Genomic DNA, 15,216 nt, shown 5'->3' on the forward strand with positions numbered 1-15,216 from the left:
CCAGCCGCTCCCGTCACGGGGTCGGTCAAGATCCGCTTCCACACCCCACCCGCCGCGATCTCGCGGGCGATCGGTGCCGGGATGGGGCCGTAACCGCCGAGGATCGCGGGGTCCTGGGTGAGGCCGAGTGCTGAGGTGATCGGCATCGTCAGGTACACCTTCGTCTGACCCTGCGGGGTGGGAGTGTCGTTGCCCAACAACAGGTCCCGGGCGACGTCGGAGCGCTTCTGGTCCATCGTCCGGTCGTCCTTGGGCAATGACCTGGCGATGCGGTCGATGTGGTCATAGGCGAGCGCCACATCGTGAGCGGTCATCAACAGGCGGAGCAGGGCCATGCCGTCGTCCAGGTTCATCTTCTCCACCATCCGCGCCTTGCGCTTCTCCTTGAACCGGCGTTCGGCGGCGGTGGGGTCGAGGCGGTGGATGAACCGGACCGCGTACTGGCGGGTGGTCGAGTACGGGTTCTTCTCCGCGTGCGCCAACAACGCCTCCTCCGCCACCGCCGCGTGCACCACCGAGAGAACCCGCAACAGATCGACGATCATGAGCGCTTTGCCCTCGTCAACTCGGCCTTCGGCCAACGCCCGCAACACTCCCGGGCGAGAGGTCAAGTCCGTCGCCCGGTCGATCAACCGAGCTGCCTTCACTCGCGACACCCGCAGTTCACGCATCAGGATCTCTTCAGAGAACTCCCGGTCACGTGGATCGAGGTCAGAAATGTAGTCGAGCAGGGTCACGGAAAAGTCAGCTACAGCCTTGCCTATGTCCGTGAACGCTGTTTTGAGAACAACATCAGGGTCCATACCTCTATTCTACGCCAATAAAATAGGCGATCACGGCTCTAAAGGATGAATTCCCAGGCGCCCGAATTGCCGAAAGCCCCACGCTGGAACGTGAGCCGCGAGACAAACCGGTCGGCTTTACCTGGGGTGCGCGTGCCATACGCTCGTCCGCGTGGGCCGGGATTCATCCCGTGCCCGCCCGGCCAATGACGGCACGCGCAAGGGGCCCCAGGTCAAGCCGACCCACCGCTGGAGCCGGCGCAGGCTGGAAGCCCAGCCGCACCCACCGCTGGAGCCGGCGCAGGCTGGAAGCCCAGCCGCACCCACCGCTGGAACCGGCGCAAGCTGGAAGTCCAGCCGTCCCCGACCGGGAAGCCCAGCCGTACCCGACCAGAAACCCAACTCAACCTGGAAGCCCAGCCGCACCCCAGACCAACGAGCTAAATATCCCGAAAAATCTCGATCCGAGCCCCCAGCTGATTCAACCGGGAAGCCAACTGCTCATACCCCCGATTGATCACGTAAACGTTCCGCAACACCGAAGTCCCCTTCGCCGCCAGCATCGCCAACAACACCACCACCGCGGGTCGCAAAGCAGGTGGGCAGATGACCTCCGCTCCCGACCAATGTGTAGGCCCCTCGACATTCACCCGGTGCGCGTCCAGCAATGACACCCGCCCGCCGAGCTTCGTCAGCTCCGTCAAATAGAGCGCCCGGTTCTCGTAAACCCAGTCGTGGATCAACGTCGTTCCCTGCGCCGTCGCCGCGATCAGGGCGAAGAACGGCAGGTTGTCGATGTTCAGGCCCGGGAACGGCATCGGGTGGATCTTGTCGTTGGGCGCGCGCAGGCTGCTCGGCCGCACCACCAGGTCCACCAGGCGCGTGCGGCCGTTCGCGGCCGGGTACTCCTCGCTGCGGTCGTAGTCGAGGCCCATCTCCTCCAGCAGCGCCAGTTCGATCTCCATGAACTCGATCGGCACGCGGCACACGGTGATCTCCGAGCCGGTCACGATCGCGGCGGTCACCAGGCTCATCGCCTCGATGGGGTCCTCGGACGGCGAGTAGTCGACGTCGCGGTGCACGCGCGGCTGGCCGTGCACGGTGAGCGTGGTGGTGCCGACGCCCTCGATGCGCACGCCGAGTTCGGTGAGGAAGAAGCACAGGTCCTGCACCATGTAGTTCGGGCTCGCGTTGCGGATCACGGTGACGCCGTCGTGCCCGGCGGCGGCCATGAGCGCGTTCTCGGTGACGGTGTCGCCGCGTTCGGTCAGCACGATCGCGCGGCTCGGGCGGCGCGACCGGTCGACCTCGACGTGGTAGCTGCCGGAAGCCGCCTTCACCTCCAAACCGAAGGGACGCAAGGCGGTCATGTGCGGCTCGACGGTGCGAGTGCCGAGCGCGCACCCCCCGGCGTAGGGCAGCTCGAACTCGTCCTCGTGGTGCATCAGCGGCCCGAGGAACATGATGATGCTCCGAGTCCGGCGCGCCGCCGCGACGTCCATGGACGCCAGGTCCAGGCGCGCGGGCGGGACGATCTCCAGGTCGTTGTCCTCGTTGAGCCACCGCGTGCGCACGCCGATGCTGGTCAGCACTTCGAGCAGCCGGTTGACCTCCTCGATCCGCGCGACCTTGCGCAGCGTCGTCTTCCCGGAGTTCAGCAGCGCCGCGCACAGCAGCGCGACCCCGGCGTTCTTGCTGGTCTTCACGGTGATGCTGCCGGAGAGCGACCGGCCGCCCTCCACGCGCAGGTGCATCGGGCCGGAGCGGCCGAGCGTGACGATCTCGGAGTCCAGCGCCGCGCCGATCCTGGTCAGCATCTCCAGGCTGAGGTTCTGGTTGCCCTGCTCGATCCGGTGCACCGCGCTCTGACTGGTCGCGAGCGCCTCGGCCAACTGGGCCTGGGTCCAGCCCCGGTGCTTGCGGGAGTCGCGGACCAGGCGCCCGACTTGGCGCAGGTAGGCGGAGAGCTGTTCAGAGCTGTCAGACATGCCGCAGAAGCTATCTCATATCTGACGTACCCACCTCGTGCACCCCCGCCATTGCGTGGGGAGGCCAGCTCAAACCGCTACTTCGAATGCTTCCAGTGATGTACGCAGAGAGAAATGAGTCGCACGTGACCCAAAAAAGCTCAAGCGTGATACTTTTTGAGTATGGAGGAGCTTGAAACAGGTGTCCGGGGGCGCACGAAGCGGGCGATCCTGGCCGCGGCCGCAGCGACGCTGGCGAAGGACCGCGCGGCGACGCTCGCCGACATCGCGGCTGCGGCCGAGGTGGGGCGCAGCACCGTCCAGCGCTACTTCGCCGAGCGAGAAGACCTGATCAGCGCGGTCACGCAGGACTCGCTGCGGGTGCTCGGCGAGGCGACCGAGGAGGCCGACATCGGCAGGGGCGAGCCGGGGGAGGCGATGCGCAGGCTCGTCACGGCGGCAGTCGGCGTCGCCGAGCGCGTCCTCTACCTCTATGGCGACCCCGAGGTCCTGGCGAGCTTCGGCGGGGTCGACGCCGAGGACGAGGGCAGCATCGCCGTGCACGGCCTCATCACGCGCGGCCAGGCCGACGGCACCTTCGCCGCAGACGTCGACGCGTCGTGGATCGAAACGGTGCTGTGGTCGCTGGTCTACAGCGCCTCGGACGCGGTCAGCCGGGGGCAGATGCCGCGCCACACCGCGACGGCGATGGTCATCCGCACGTTGGAACAGGGAATCGCAGGGGGAAGCAGATGAAGATCTTGGTGACCGGTGCGACCGGCAACGTCGGCAGGATCGTGGTCGAACAGCTTGTCCAGCAAGGGATTTCGGTGCGAGCGTTGACAAGGGACCCGGCGCGAGCACGGTTGCCCGAAGGCGTCGAGGTCTTCGCGGGAGACCTCACCGATCCGGCGTCGCTGCCGCTCGACGGCGTCGACCGCATGTATCTCTTCCCAGTCCCCGGCACGGCGGAGGCAGCCGTCGCCCGCGCGGTCGAATCGGGAGTGAAGCGCATCGTGACGTTGTCCTCGGGCGCGGTGACCTTCGGCCACGACACCACCCACCACCTGCCGATCGAGCAGGCCGTCGAAGCCTCCGGTCTACAGTGGACACACGTCCGGCCTGGCGAGTTCGCGCTGAACAAGCTGTGGCTGTGGGGACCGTCGATCCGCGCGGAGAGCGTGGTCCGCGACCCCAACCCGGACGCGGGCTGGTTCCCGACGCACGAGCGCGACATCGCCGAGGTCGCGGTCACCGCGCTCACCGAGGACGGCCACGCGGGCAAGGCCTACGACGTCAACGGGCCCGAGCAGATCAACTACCGCGAACAGGTCCAAGCCATCGCCGACGCCCTGGGACGCGAGATTCGCTTCGAGGCAGTCAGCCGCGAACGCGCTCGCGAGCTGTACCTGGCCCAGGGCGGTTTCGCGGCGGAGAACGCGGATTTCCTGCTGGGATACGCCTCCTATGACGGAGAAGACCAGGAGCAGCCGGACTTCGAGTGGAGCGAGGAGTGGACCCTGCCCTCCGCAGAGCCGGTCACGGGCCGCGCGCGGACCTTCGCGGAGTGGGCGCGCGACCACGTGGACGACTTCCGCTAACCGCGCCAGGACTGGAAAGCCGTCAACCCGAACGACGAAGCCTGTTGCGGTGTCCCGACAACGCGCAGCGCGCTGGTCGTGAGCGTGGGGAACGTGATCCTCGTGAGATCGTTCCCCACGGTCGGCGTCCTGGTCTGCGCGGGAACGTCCGCCCAGGAGCCGTCCGATCGCTTGTACTGCAACGAGTACGACGCAGGAACACGGACTCCGCCCGCGTCGTCGTAGAAGAACAGCCGCACGTCCGAGGTCACGGTCGGCTTGCCGAAGTCGATCGCGAGCCAGTCGGTCGGATTGGGAGAGCGGTAGCTCGTCCACCGCGTGTTCGGCACGTCCAGGAAGAAGTTCTGGCCGTCGTTGGCCTGCGCGGGAAGATCACCGTTGCCGACGTTGGAGTACGACGCGCTCGCCTCCGGGAAACCCGAACCGCTCACGTTCGCCGCGTCGTCCACCAAGCGCGGCAACGGCTTCACGACACCTCGCGGCACGGAAACCCGCAGCGGCTTGAGGTCCGCTTGCCGAGCGACCTCACGGCCGTCGAGGTAGACGCGCAGGCCCTGGCCGCGACCGTAGTGCTTGCCGTCCTGATCCCACACCACACTCAGATTTCGACCGTGGTAAGCCAAGTTCTCCACCGCGAAGTGCGACCAGGTCGCCAGTGGGCTGATCAGCACGCTGTCGTCGGAGCGCGGTCGCACGCCGAGCAGACCGGACAGCACGAGGTCCGCGTAGGTCGAGTGGTTGTAGTCCTCGCTGTGGTTCCGGCCGTCGTAGAGCCAACGCGGCTCGTCGGGGTGGTGCGCCTCGGCGACGTAGGGCTTGCCGTCCTTGGCCTGCGTGAGCGCGTACCCCCGCAGCAGCGCGACGTAGTCCTCTTTGTCCACATAGGACTGAGCGGGGTAGTCGATCAGCAGGTTGGCCATCGCGGTCAGGGTCTGGCTCGTGGCGTACGGCCAGCTCGGCCCGCTCCACCGGCAGCACCCCTTGTCCGCGTCCTTCATGAACCACGGACTCCGGCGCTCGACGGTGGTCGGCCCGAACCGCGCGGAGAACCCCTGCGGGTCAACGAGTTGAGCCCACGCTTCGGCGTTCCCGGGCGGCGCGGTGTGGAACATCCACGGCACGAAGCCGATCTGCTCGCGGTCGGCGATCTTCACGCGATCCGGGTTGTCGTCGCGCATGACGTGCTTGTAGAACTTCTTGTCCTTGTCCCACAACCACTTCTCCTGCGCCTTCGTCAACGAGTCCGCGCGCTCCCGATAGGTGCGCTCGGTCGCGCGGTCCCCGGTGCGCCGCGCCAGCTCGGCGATCGCCCGCGCGTCGGCGATCTGGTAGCTGTTCAGCGTCGGCCGGAACCCGTCGCCGCCGTGGTACGGATCGGGGCTCTGGTACGAGCTCGCCGTGTACTCCATCGCGTCCCACACCGGCGTCTGCCAGTAGAGCCCGAGTTCGGCGTTGTACTGCGGCGACCAGCGTTCCCAGTGCCGCTTCAGCTCGGGCAGCAGGTTCGCCGCGAAGCCGACGTCGCCGGTCACCTCGGCCCGGCGCAGCGCCGCGTCGGCCAGCCACGAGGAGTACTGGTGCGCCCAGTCGGTCGTGTTCTTGTTCAGGAACTCCGTCGCGGGCTTCGGCCCAGCGCCCGAGCCGCGCATCCAGTAGCGCAGGTAGTCGTCGAGATAACGGGTGTCGCGCAGCCACCGGCCCTCGTACACGTGGTGCCCGGCCGCCGCGACGATCCCGCCGTCCGGCGCGGAGTACCCGACCGGCCCGAGGAACTCGCTGGTGATCCACCCCTCGCGCGTGTACTTCTGCGCCTCGTAGAAGGTGCGCCAGCGGTAGTAGTAGACCGACTCGATCTGCTTGTCCGGCAGGTCGACGAACGGGATGTTGGCCTTGAACCAATCCCGTTCCGGGAAGCCGGAGAGCTTCGCGTCCTGGTCGAGCACCTGGGTGCCCGGTCCCGGCTGCGGGTAGACCGGCGCGGCGGTCACCAGGGTGATCGCGGCGACGACGGCGGTCAGGAGAGCGGACACCTGGGTGACCTCCTGGCTCGGCGGCGGCGCGGGACAGGGGCAGCGGTCCCATCTAACCGGCTATCGGACGCCAGAAGTCAACATTTGGGCGAAAATTGTTCGGAAATGACCGGAGTCGATCACACCGTGGCGACGTGCACGTCCACCCCGAGCTTGCTCAGCGCGGCGACCTCCTCCGAATCCGCCGCCGCGTCCGTCACCAGGTGCGCGATGCCCTCCGACGGCACCGTCTGGACCATCGTGTCCACGCCGAGCTTGGTGTGGTCGGCCAGCACGACCACCTCGGCGGCGGTCGCGGCCATCGCCCGGTCCATCGCGGCCACCGCGACGTTCGGCGTCGACAACCCGCGCGCCGCCGTCAAGCCGTTGCCGGACAGGAACGCCCGCTGCATCCGCAGTCCGCCGATCGACTCCTCGGCGACCGCCCCGACGAGCGCGAAGATCGACCCGCGCAGCGTGCCGCCCGGCATCAGCACCTCGACCCCGCGCGAGCGCGCGAACGCCTGCGCCACGAGCAGCGAGTTGGTCAGCACGGTCAGCTGCGAGATCCTGGCCAGCCGCCGCGCCAGCGCCTGCGTGGTCGTCCCAGCGCCCAGCACGATCGCGTCGCCCGGCTGCACCAGCTCGGCCGCCGCGTTGGCGATCGCGGCCTTCTCCGCGCTCGCGACCTGCGTCTTCTCCGTGTAGCTGGGCTCGTAGGACGGCGCCTCGTTGGCGACGGCCCCGCCGTGGCGGCGCGCCAGCAGGCCCTCCTCCTCCAGCCTGCGCAGGTCCCGCCGCACGGTCACCTCGCTGGCCTGGACGATCCTGGCCAGCTCGCGCAGCGACACCATCCCGTTGGCGCGGACGAGCTCCAGCACGGCCTGACGCCGTTCGGCAGCGAACATGCGATCGACAGTAAACGATCAGAAACGATCAGGCGGCCTCGAAGGATCTCTTCGAGAGACCGATCAGGTAACCGTCGATCGTCGTGCGCACCGGCGCGTCCGGCCGCTCGCCCGCGCCGAGGGTGACGAACAACGGCACGTAGTGCTCGACCGTGGGGTGCGCGTAGGGCATGCCGGGCGCCTTGTTCCTGAAGTCCGCCAACGTGTCCACGTCACCGCGCTCCAGCGCCTCCGCGGCCCACGCGTCGAACTCCGACGACCAGCCCGGCACCGCGTTGGTCGCCATGATCTCCCTGGTCAGGTAGGGCAGGCCGTGCGTCATGAACCCGGAGCCGATCACCAGGGTGCCCTCCGCGCGCAGCGAACGGAGCCGTCGGCCCAGCTCCAGCAGCCGCGCCGGGTCGTGGGTCGGCATGCTCAGCTGGAGCACCGGCACGTCGCCGAGCGGGTACATCACCTTCAGCGGCACCCACGCGCCGTGGTCCAGGCCGCGCTTGGCGTGCCGGTGCACGGGCTCGCTGTCCGGCATGGCCGCGGTGACCCGCTCGGACAGCTCGGTGGCGTCCGGCGTCGCGTAGGTCATCTCGAAGTAGCGCCTCGCGAAGCCGCTGAAGTCGTAGACCAGCGGCGTTCCCGCGGCGGCCGAGCTGAGGCTGAGCGGGGCCGCCTCCCAGTGCGCGCTGACGATCAGGATGCTCCTCGGCTTGGGCAGGCTCTGCGCCCACGCGAAGAGCTGGTCGATCCACAGCTCGTCGTCGAAGAGCGGGGGAGCGCCGTGCCCGAGGTAGATCGAGGGCAGCGGGCCGTCGGCGGGCGTCCACTCCCGCTGGGCGCGGGCCAGCGGCAGGGCCTTCGGCAGGAAGCGGTCGAACGCGGCCGCGGGCGCTGGCATGGGCTCTCCCTCAAGGTTGAAGTTTCAACTTTGAAGGTAGACCCGAACAGTTGAGAGTTCAAGTGTGTGGGTACGATGATCGCCATGACCGAGGAACCGCGCTGGCTCACCGACGACGAGCAGCGCGCGTGGCGCGCCTACCTGCGGGCCAACCGGATGCTCTGGGTGGCGCTCGACCAGCAGCTCCAGCGCGATTCCGGGCTGCCGCACGCCTACTACCTGATCCTGGTCGCGCTCTCGGAGTGCCCGGGGCGCAAGGCGACGATGAGCGAGCTGGCCACGCTCGCCGGGACCTCGCCGAGCGCGCTCTCGCACGCGGTCGGCAAGCTGGAGGCGCAGGGCTGGGTGAGCCGCTGCCGCGACACCCTCAACGGGCGGATCGTGCTGGCCACGCTCACCGACGAGGGCTTCGCCGAACTCGCGGCCGCCGCGCCCGGGCACGTCGGCGAGGTGCGCCGGATGATCTTCGACCGGCTGGCGCCCGAGCAGGTCGCCCAGTTGGCGGAGATCTGTTCGGCCATCGCGGGCGAGGGCCCGGCCTGGCCGTGATGGCCGAACGCATTTACCGGTGAGCCCGTCACCGAATTGGCCGACGGGCTAAAAGTCCGGATTTAGTGCGAACGGTGCTCCGAGCGCGTTATCGTCACTCGTTCATCGCAATTGCGCGAATTCCCTGCGGAGTTAGCTCAGGTCACCGCTGGTCTTGCCGGGTTGCTGGAAGAGCATCGGGGCGACACTGGAGACGGCCTTCGGCTGTTCCACCGGCTGCTGGGTGACGACCAACTGCTCCACGGCCTGCTCACCGGCCTGCTGCTCGGTGCGCGGCGCGGGGGCCTTCGCCTTCTCCTTGGCGGGCTTCTCCTTGGCCTGCGCGGGAGCCGCGGCCTTGTCGCTGAGCGCGGTGCGCGCCGCGTTGATCCAGATCCGCTGCATGTGCTCGTCGCGGCTGCCCTTGATCGTGGTGAGCAGTCCGGAGAGCGCTCCGCGCAGCTTCGCGGCCAGCGTGGGGTCCTTGCGGACGTAACGCCAGACCGGGTGGTCCGCCGGCAGCCGGGCACTGGCGAGCCGCTGTGCCTGGATGCGGAGTTCGGCCGCGGGGAGGGTGGTCCACGCCGCGACGGTCTCGGCATCGAAAGTCATGGGCGAAGTCTTTCAGGTCCGGTGTGGCGACGGCCGACACCCCGCTTTTACCCGAACGAGGTCGATACGGGTGCGAAAAGCGTATGAGTGCACTCGCCTTGGCAGGACGATCGAGAGGGAATTTGATGCATTCGTTATTGGAGCTGTACTGGATCGGAGCTGTACGAGAACTCGACCGGTCCCTCGGCCGCAGTGTACCGGAAAGCTCCCGGCATTCGTCAGCGCGGCATGCGCCGCCACACCGCCCTCGGCAGCAGCCGGAGCAGCGCGAACAGCGGGCGCAGCGTCCCGGGCACCCAGATCTCGCCCTTGCCCTTGCGCAGCGCGCGCACCGTGGCGTCGGCGACCTGGTCGGGAGTGCTCGACAGCGGGGCCGGGGTCATGCCCTCGGTCATCCTGCCGATCACGAAACCCGGGCGGACCAGCAGCATCCGCACGCCGCTGCCGACCAGCGCGTCCGCGAGCCCGCTGGCGAAACCGTCCAGCCCGGCCTTCGCCGACCCGTAGACGTAGTTCGCCCGGCGCACGCGCACCCCCGCGACCGAGGAGAACACCACGAGCGAGCCCTTGCCCTGCTCGCGCAGGTGCTTGGCCAGCAGCGTCAGGATGCTGACGTGCGCCGTGTAGTCGGTGTGCACGATCGAGACGGCGTGCGCGGCGTCGACCTCGGCCCGCTTCTGGTCGCCGAGGATGCCGAAGGCGGTGATCGCCACGTCGATCGGGCCGTGCTGCTCGACGACCTTGCTCAGGAAGCCCTCGTGGTCGTCGACGATGTCGGCGTCGAACTCCGCCCGCTCCACCGTCGCGCCCGCGACGCGCAGCACCGACTCCTGCGAGTCCAGGTCGGCACTGCGGCGCGCGGCGAGCACGACCGTGCTGCCGGGGCGCACCAGGCGGACCGCGACGGCGAGACCGATCTCGCTGCGCCCGCCGAGGAGGAGGATCGTTCCGGCGTCTCCGCTGCCGCTCAAGGCGGTTCCTTTCGCTCGTTCACCCGCGCCAACCCATGAGGGGATGGCAACTCTAGCGAGGCGCTTCCCGCGGGTTGATCTTCGGTTACAATCGGGGCTGGTAGCCCGTTTGAAGGAGGCCTCGCGATGACCGTTTCCTCGTCCCCGCGCGCGGACGCCAGGCGCAACCGCGACCTCGTGCTCGCCGCCGCGTCGACTGCCTTCGCCGAGCGAGGGCTCGGTGTGTCCCTCGACGAGATCGCCGCGCTGGCGGGGGTCGGCGCGGGCACAGTGCACCGGCACTTCCCCGCGAAGGAGCGGTTGCTCGAAGAGGTCGTCGCGGCGAGGTTCGCCAGCTTCCGCGCGGCCGCCGCAGGGCTCACCGAGAACAAAAGGCCAGCTGAAGCCTTCTTCGGGTTCCTCGTCGCGGCGATCACCCGCATCGCTGTGGACCGCGCGCTCGCGCAGGTGGTCGAGGACGGCTCCGGCCCATGGGCGCGCGTGGCCGAGGAGGTCACCAGTGTGGTCGGCGACCTCCTCGCGGCGGCCCAGCGCGCGGGTGGGGTGCGCGCGGACATCAGTGTCGCCGAGGTGATGTCGCTGCTCGTCGGCTGCGTCGCGATGGAGCGCAGGAGCGCGGGCACGCGCATGACGGTCCTCGTGCTGGACGTGCTCCGTAACGAAAGTAACGAAACTCGGTGTGCGGTGTGCGGTGAACCGATCGCAGCTCCCGCGACCGGCAGGCGCCCCCGCTACTGCGGCGGTGCCTGCCGGCAGAAGGCGCACCGCGTGAGGACGTCGGGCTGACCGCCGTCCCCGCGCGCCGCCACTACGGGTAGATCAAGTCGATCCGCTCCTGGTGGATCGGGTAACCGGCCTTGGCGAAGGCCTTGGCCATCGGGACGTTGCCCTTGTCGGTGCCGGCCTTGATCTCCTGCGCGCCCTCGGCCGCGAGCTTGTGCGTGGCCTCCACCAGCAGGTCGTAGGCGTAGCCGTGGCCGCGCTGCTCCGGGACCACCCCGACGTAGCCGATCACCGGCTTGCTGTGCTCGGTGGGCACGGTCAAGCCGACGATCTCGCCGCCGGGGGTGTACGCGACCAGCCACCACTCGCGGGGGCCGCGCATCCACCGCAGGTAGTCCATGTCCTCCTGCGCCGCGGCTTCCTCGCCGTGCTTGGCGATGGTCCGGAGGGCGTGCGCGTCGAGGGTGCTCTTGTTCATCCTGCGGAAGATGTCGAGGAACACCTCGTCGTCGGGCTCCGGCCGGAACTCCAGTCGGCCCGGGCGTTCCGGCACGCCGCACTCGGGCGTCCACAGGTAGATGTAGCGCTCCACCAGCGGCGTCATGCCCGCGGCGGTCACGGCGTCGAGGCGGGCGTTCGCCGCCGCCAGGACGTCGGGGCGCTCGCGCCAACCCGGCACGAGGTTGAAGCTGAACTCCGTTCGGTGGGGCGCGCGGCGCAGCAGTTCCACCGCGGCGTCGGCGTCGGTGAAGTCGAACCAGTCCAGTGCCAGCGGGGCGTCGTCCTTCGGCCCGCCGAACCACGCGGCCCTGGCGACGACGACCCCGTCGCGCAGGGCGACCCAGCACCAGTCGATGCGGTACTCACCGCGCGCGTGCAGCTCGGTGAACGTGGTCTCACCTGCGGCGAAGCCGACGAGACGGTCGGTGGGAAGTGATTCGAAGAGCTCGACCTCGCCGGGGACCAGCGGGCGGATGACCAGATCGGTCATGGGTGGGGGGTTCCTCTCGGGAAGCGGGTGCGCGCTCCCCGGACCCTCAGGTCCTCGACGCCCGAACGGCTGGGAGGGAGCGCATGATCGTCGTCGTGACCACGGCACTCACCTCCTTGCACGGCTCTGGGGCGTCCGGCGCAGAGTAGGAGGAACCACCGGGACCGGGCAAACGTTTTGTTTCGGGGTGCCCCCGCCGGTGCGGTACGGGGCGCCAGGCATCATCGTGTGTTCTCGGCGTGCGCGGCGGGCTACCGTCGCAGATCATGTCGGGATCGGTCTGACGGAGTCTTTGGGGGAGTGACGTGGGCGAACAGCGCCGCGAGCTGGTCGTTGGCATGGCCTGTGAGCAGGGACCCCGTCCCTCGAACGCGGACGCGATCGCTGCCGCCGGTGCTCTGAACGGTGCGACGGCCATCGCCGTCGTCGACGGCATCGGGGGTGACGAGCACGTCGTCGCGGCGTCCCCGGCCTGTGTGGAGGAGGCCGTCGCGGTCGGTGCCGAGCACGGCGCGGTCGCCGGTCTGCTCGCCGCCGGTGAGGAGATGCGCGAGCGCCAGAACGCCGCCGCCGAGAAGGGCGCGCGCATCCCCGACGCCGTCGCCGCCGTCGCCGTGTACCTGCCCGAGCTGAACGTCGTCGAGGTCGCGTGGACCGGCGACTGTCGCGTGTGGACGCTGCACGCGGACGAGCTGCGCGTGCACACCGTCGACCACACCCAGGGCCAGCGCATGCGCGAGTACGCCGCAGAGCTGAGCGAGGAGGAGCTGGCCGACTACGACGAGGACCCCAACGACTGGGACCACGTCGTGCTCACCACCCTCGGCCGCGCCCACCCCGTCGACCCCGTTTCCTTCGGCAGCGCAAGGGTTTCCGCCGAGGGCGTGCTCGCCGTCGTCGTCGGCAGCGACGGTTTCCACAAGTCGCTCAGCGCTTCGGAGATCGCTGACGTCCTGCGCTCGCACCCCGATGACGCGCAGGAGGCCGCTGAGCAGCTCGTCACCTCCGCGCTCACCCGCTCCGCCGAGGTGCACGACAACGTCACGGCGGGCGTGCTGCCCCTCGTTACCGCTCCCGAGGCCGCTGAGGATCAGTCGGCCGGTTGACACACCCTTGCTCCGACCGGAGCAACGTGGAGGTCGTCAAGCACTGCGACCTTCGGGAGGGATTGTGTCGCTCGCACGCAACTTCGCCGCCGTTCTGCTCGCTGTCGGCGTCGTGGGGGGAACCGCTCCAGCCGCTTCTGCCGCTCCTGCTGCCGCTTCTGTTGCTCCGGAGTCGGCGGTGGTCGTCGACTGCGGTCTGTCCGGCTGCTCCTACACGTTCAGCCGCTCGTTCACCAAGAACAAGCTCCAGCCCGCCGTCCAGGGCGGTCCCGCCGGTGTGGCCGGTGTGCTGGCCGCCGCGTGCTCTCCTGGCGGCCCCATCGCCGCCGCTGCCTGCGCCGCCCTCGGCGCGGTCTGGGGGATGGTCAACCTCGGCGTGATCAACGTGGCCGCCGCGAACAACCAGTGCGCCGCGATCCACCTGCCGCACATCACCCCGGTCCCGGCCGCGTTCATCGACGACTCGGGCAACTGCCACGACAACTAGCCCGGGTTCGCCGGTCTTCAAGTACCCCCAACCCCCGTTTCCGAGGTCTCCAACCACAGCAAACCCCCGTGGCGCGGCGGGTTTGGGGGTCTTGAAGACACCCCAACCTCGGCAGGCGTGGATCGACCGCTTGCAGGGAGGACTAGGCGAAGAGCGGATCGACCCTGATGTTGCGCATCGGTGTCTGGTCCGGGTCCACCCACCTCGGCGGAATGAACGTCGGTAGCCCGTTGTCGAAGACGATCTCCCAGCCTTCGTCGTGCATCACGTGATGATGGTGCGAGCACAGCAGCACCAGGTTGTCGATCTTCGTTTCTCCGCCGTGAAGCCAGTGCAATACGTGGTGAGCTTCCGTCCATGCCGGGGGCCGGTCACACCCCGGGAACGCGCATCCCTTGTCCCGCACGGCCAGTCCCTTGCGCATCGCGGGGGTCGCGGTGCGGCTGTTGCGTCCGACGTCGAGCAACCGGCCTTCGCTGCCGAGCAGGACCGGGAGGATGTTGGCGTCGCAGGCGATCTGTCGGGCGAGTCCGGCGCTGATCGGTTCGCCCCAGGCGGTGAACCCGGTGCCGAGGCTGGCCATCAAGTCCGCGTAGGAGATCGTCACGATCACCTGCGGTCGTTCACCGCCGTGGGTGGGCAGGGCTTTCGCGGTCAATGCCAGGTCGATGACTTCGGCGAAGGCATCGGCGTAGCGCTGCTCGGTGGTCCGGTCATCGCCTGCGCGTTTCTTGGCGAGGGCGTGGAGTAGGGCTTGGATCTTCTGCCCGGTGAGGGTGTCGAAGCTGCCGATGAGGTGGAGGTGGCCGTGTTCGTTGGTGCCCATCTTCATCGACCGCTGCGCGATCCCCTCTTTCTCGTCCCGATACGTGCCCTCCGGATCGATCGTGGCCCGCGCGACCTTCGCCGCGTACATCAACTGCCGAGGATTCAACCGGGGTGCGTGACGGCAGAGAACCTTCTCAACCTTCTTCGCTTTGTCGGCGGGGACTTTGTCGACGGTGTTGGCGATGACTTGCGCATGTCGCACGCTGATCTTCCCCGCGTGCAGCTTCTTCCGAGTCCTGTCCAACCCGGGCAGCTGCCGCACCAACTGACTACGCCGGGCAGCGTCTTCGGGTGCGATCTTCAAAGTGGTGCGCAACAGGACTGTCAGGTCCTTGCAGCCCTGCTGTGCGGGCACGCCCTGAGCTTCCGCTTCGGCGGCGACCTCGATCGCCGAAGCGGTCACGATGTTGATGAGCTTCTCGTGCTCCCGCAGACAATCCAACAACCCATCACCGGTCAACTTGTAGGCATCCCGCTCACGAAGATGAGCCTGCAACGAAGCGATCAAACCCTTGGTATCAAACAACTTCCTCCCCCTTGTCTCCCTTCTTCCATTGTCCCAAATACGAAGATCGACATCCTCCCCGAATAGAGTGAACACGTTGCGTGACAACGGGTTCGTCGACTCCGTCGACCTCACACGCCCAGGCGCCCGCCACGCCGAAAACGCAACCCCCGCGAAACGTAAGCCGCACAACAAACCGAGGCTTTACCTGGGGTGCGCGTGCCATACGCTCGCGCGGGGGCCGGTGTTTCATCACCGTGCCCCGCCCGGCCCTTTTCGGCACGCGCAAGGGGTCCCCAGGTCAAG

15 protein-coding genes are annotated in these 15,216 nt (G+C 68.5%); 6 read left to right on the forward strand and 9 right to left on the reverse strand.

The annotated features are described in order from the left end of the window. A partial coding sequence (locus CCN37_RS34945; protein WP_168201005.1) for a DUF222 domain-containing protein occupies positions 1–671 on the reverse strand: 671 nt, incomplete at its 3' end. Positions 672–1,222: 551 nt separating this feature from the next. Further along, positions 1,223–2,770 (reverse strand): UDP-N-acetylglucosamine 1-carboxyvinyltransferase, encoded by a 1,548-nt coding sequence (locus CCN37_RS34950; protein ID WP_086829290.1) that lies wholly within the window; start codon positions 2,768–2,770, stop codon positions 1,223–1,225. A gap of 162 nt (positions 2,771–2,932) precedes the next feature. Between CCN37_RS34950 and CCN37_RS34955 the strand changes: the two genes are divergently transcribed. Beyond that, entirely contained in the window at positions 2,933–3,505 is a 573-nt protein-coding gene (locus CCN37_RS34955; protein ID WP_086829292.1) for a TetR family transcriptional regulator, read from the forward strand. Continuing rightward, complete coding sequence (locus tag CCN37_RS34960; protein WP_086829294.1) at positions 3,502–4,350, forward strand: SDR family oxidoreductase; 849 nt, start codon at positions 3,502–3,504, stop codon at positions 4,348–4,350. Before CCN37_RS34955 ends, CCN37_RS34960 begins: the two co-directional genes overlap by 4 nt. On the opposite strand, the gene CCN37_RS34965 is transcribed toward CCN37_RS34960, so the two are convergent. The 3 genes from CCN37_RS34965 to CCN37_RS34975 form a co-directional block, all read right to left on the reverse strand. Continuing rightward, positions 4,347–6,380, reverse strand: a complete 2,034-nt coding sequence (locus CCN37_RS34965; protein WP_086829296.1) for a discoidin domain-containing protein — start codon at positions 6,378–6,380, stop codon at positions 4,347–4,349. The two genes, CCN37_RS34960 and CCN37_RS34965, sit on opposite strands and share 4 nt — an antisense overlap. Before the next feature lie 119 nt (positions 6,381–6,499). Then, entirely contained in the window at positions 6,500–7,267 is a 768-nt protein-coding gene (locus CCN37_RS34970) for a DeoR/GlpR family DNA-binding transcription regulator (protein ID WP_086829298.1), read from the reverse strand. A gap of 28 nt (positions 7,268–7,295) precedes the next feature. Then, a complete protein-coding gene (locus CCN37_RS34975) occupies positions 7,296–8,159 on the reverse strand; it encodes a dioxygenase (protein ID WP_086829300.1) in 864 nt (287 codons plus the stop codon). An 84-nt stretch (positions 8,160–8,243) separates the two neighbouring features. Here CCN37_RS34975 and CCN37_RS34980 point away from each other — a divergent pair, with 84 nt between their 5' ends. Further along, entirely contained in the window at positions 8,244–8,708 is a 465-nt protein-coding gene (locus CCN37_RS34980; protein WP_210408345.1) for a MarR family winged helix-turn-helix transcriptional regulator, read from the forward strand. A 132-nt stretch (positions 8,709–8,840) separates the two neighbouring features. On the opposite strand, the gene CCN37_RS34985 is transcribed toward CCN37_RS34980, so the two are convergent. Then, positions 8,841–9,299, reverse strand: coding sequence for a hypothetical protein (locus tag CCN37_RS34985; protein WP_086829304.1), 459 nt, complete (start codon positions 9,297–9,299; stop codon positions 8,841–8,843). Positions 9,300–9,517: 218 nt separating this feature from the next. Continuing rightward, positions 9,518–10,243 (reverse strand): SDR family NAD(P)-dependent oxidoreductase, encoded by a 726-nt coding sequence (locus CCN37_RS34990; RefSeq protein WP_086829320.1) that lies wholly within the window; start codon positions 10,241–10,243, stop codon positions 9,518–9,520. A 153-nt stretch (positions 10,244–10,396) separates the two neighbouring features. Here CCN37_RS34990 and CCN37_RS34995 point away from each other — a divergent pair, with 153 nt between their 5' ends. Continuing rightward, on the forward strand, positions 10,397–11,056 hold the full coding sequence (locus CCN37_RS34995; RefSeq protein ID WP_086829306.1) for a TetR/AcrR family transcriptional regulator: 660 nt from the start codon (positions 10,397–10,399) through the stop codon (positions 11,054–11,056). 22 nt (positions 11,057–11,078) lie between these two features. On the opposite strand, the gene CCN37_RS35000 is transcribed toward CCN37_RS34995, so the two are convergent. Then, entirely contained in the window at positions 11,079–11,984 is a 906-nt protein-coding gene (locus CCN37_RS35000; RefSeq protein WP_086829309.1) for a GNAT family N-acetyltransferase, read from the reverse strand. 305 nt (positions 11,985–12,289) lie between these two features. Here CCN37_RS35000 and CCN37_RS35005 point away from each other — a divergent pair, with 305 nt between their 5' ends. Together CCN37_RS35005 and CCN37_RS35010 are read left to right on the forward strand one after the other, a co-directional pair. Beyond that, positions 12,290–13,090 (forward strand): PP2C family serine/threonine-protein phosphatase, encoded by an 801-nt coding sequence (locus CCN37_RS35005; RefSeq protein ID WP_086829311.1) that lies wholly within the window; start codon positions 12,290–12,292, stop codon positions 13,088–13,090. 64 nt (positions 13,091–13,154) lie between these two features. Beyond that, the gene (locus CCN37_RS35010) at positions 13,155–13,577 is read left to right on the forward strand and encodes a hypothetical protein (RefSeq protein WP_143261961.1); all 423 of its coding nucleotides are present in this window, start codon (positions 13,155–13,157) and stop codon (positions 13,575–13,577) included. 142 nt (positions 13,578–13,719) lie between these two features. Here CCN37_RS35010 and CCN37_RS35015 read toward each other — a convergent pair whose 3' ends face one another. Further along, positions 13,720–15,018, reverse strand: coding sequence for an HNH endonuclease signature motif containing protein (locus CCN37_RS35015; protein WP_168201006.1), 1,299 nt, complete (start codon positions 15,016–15,018; stop codon positions 13,720–13,722). Positions 15,019–15,216: the final 198 nt, after the last annotated feature.

The sequence above is a fragment of the Allokutzneria sp. NRRL B-24872 genome (genome assembly GCF_002155965.1).
Lineage (GTDB): Bacteria > Actinomycetota > Actinomycetes > Mycobacteriales > Pseudonocardiaceae > Allokutzneria.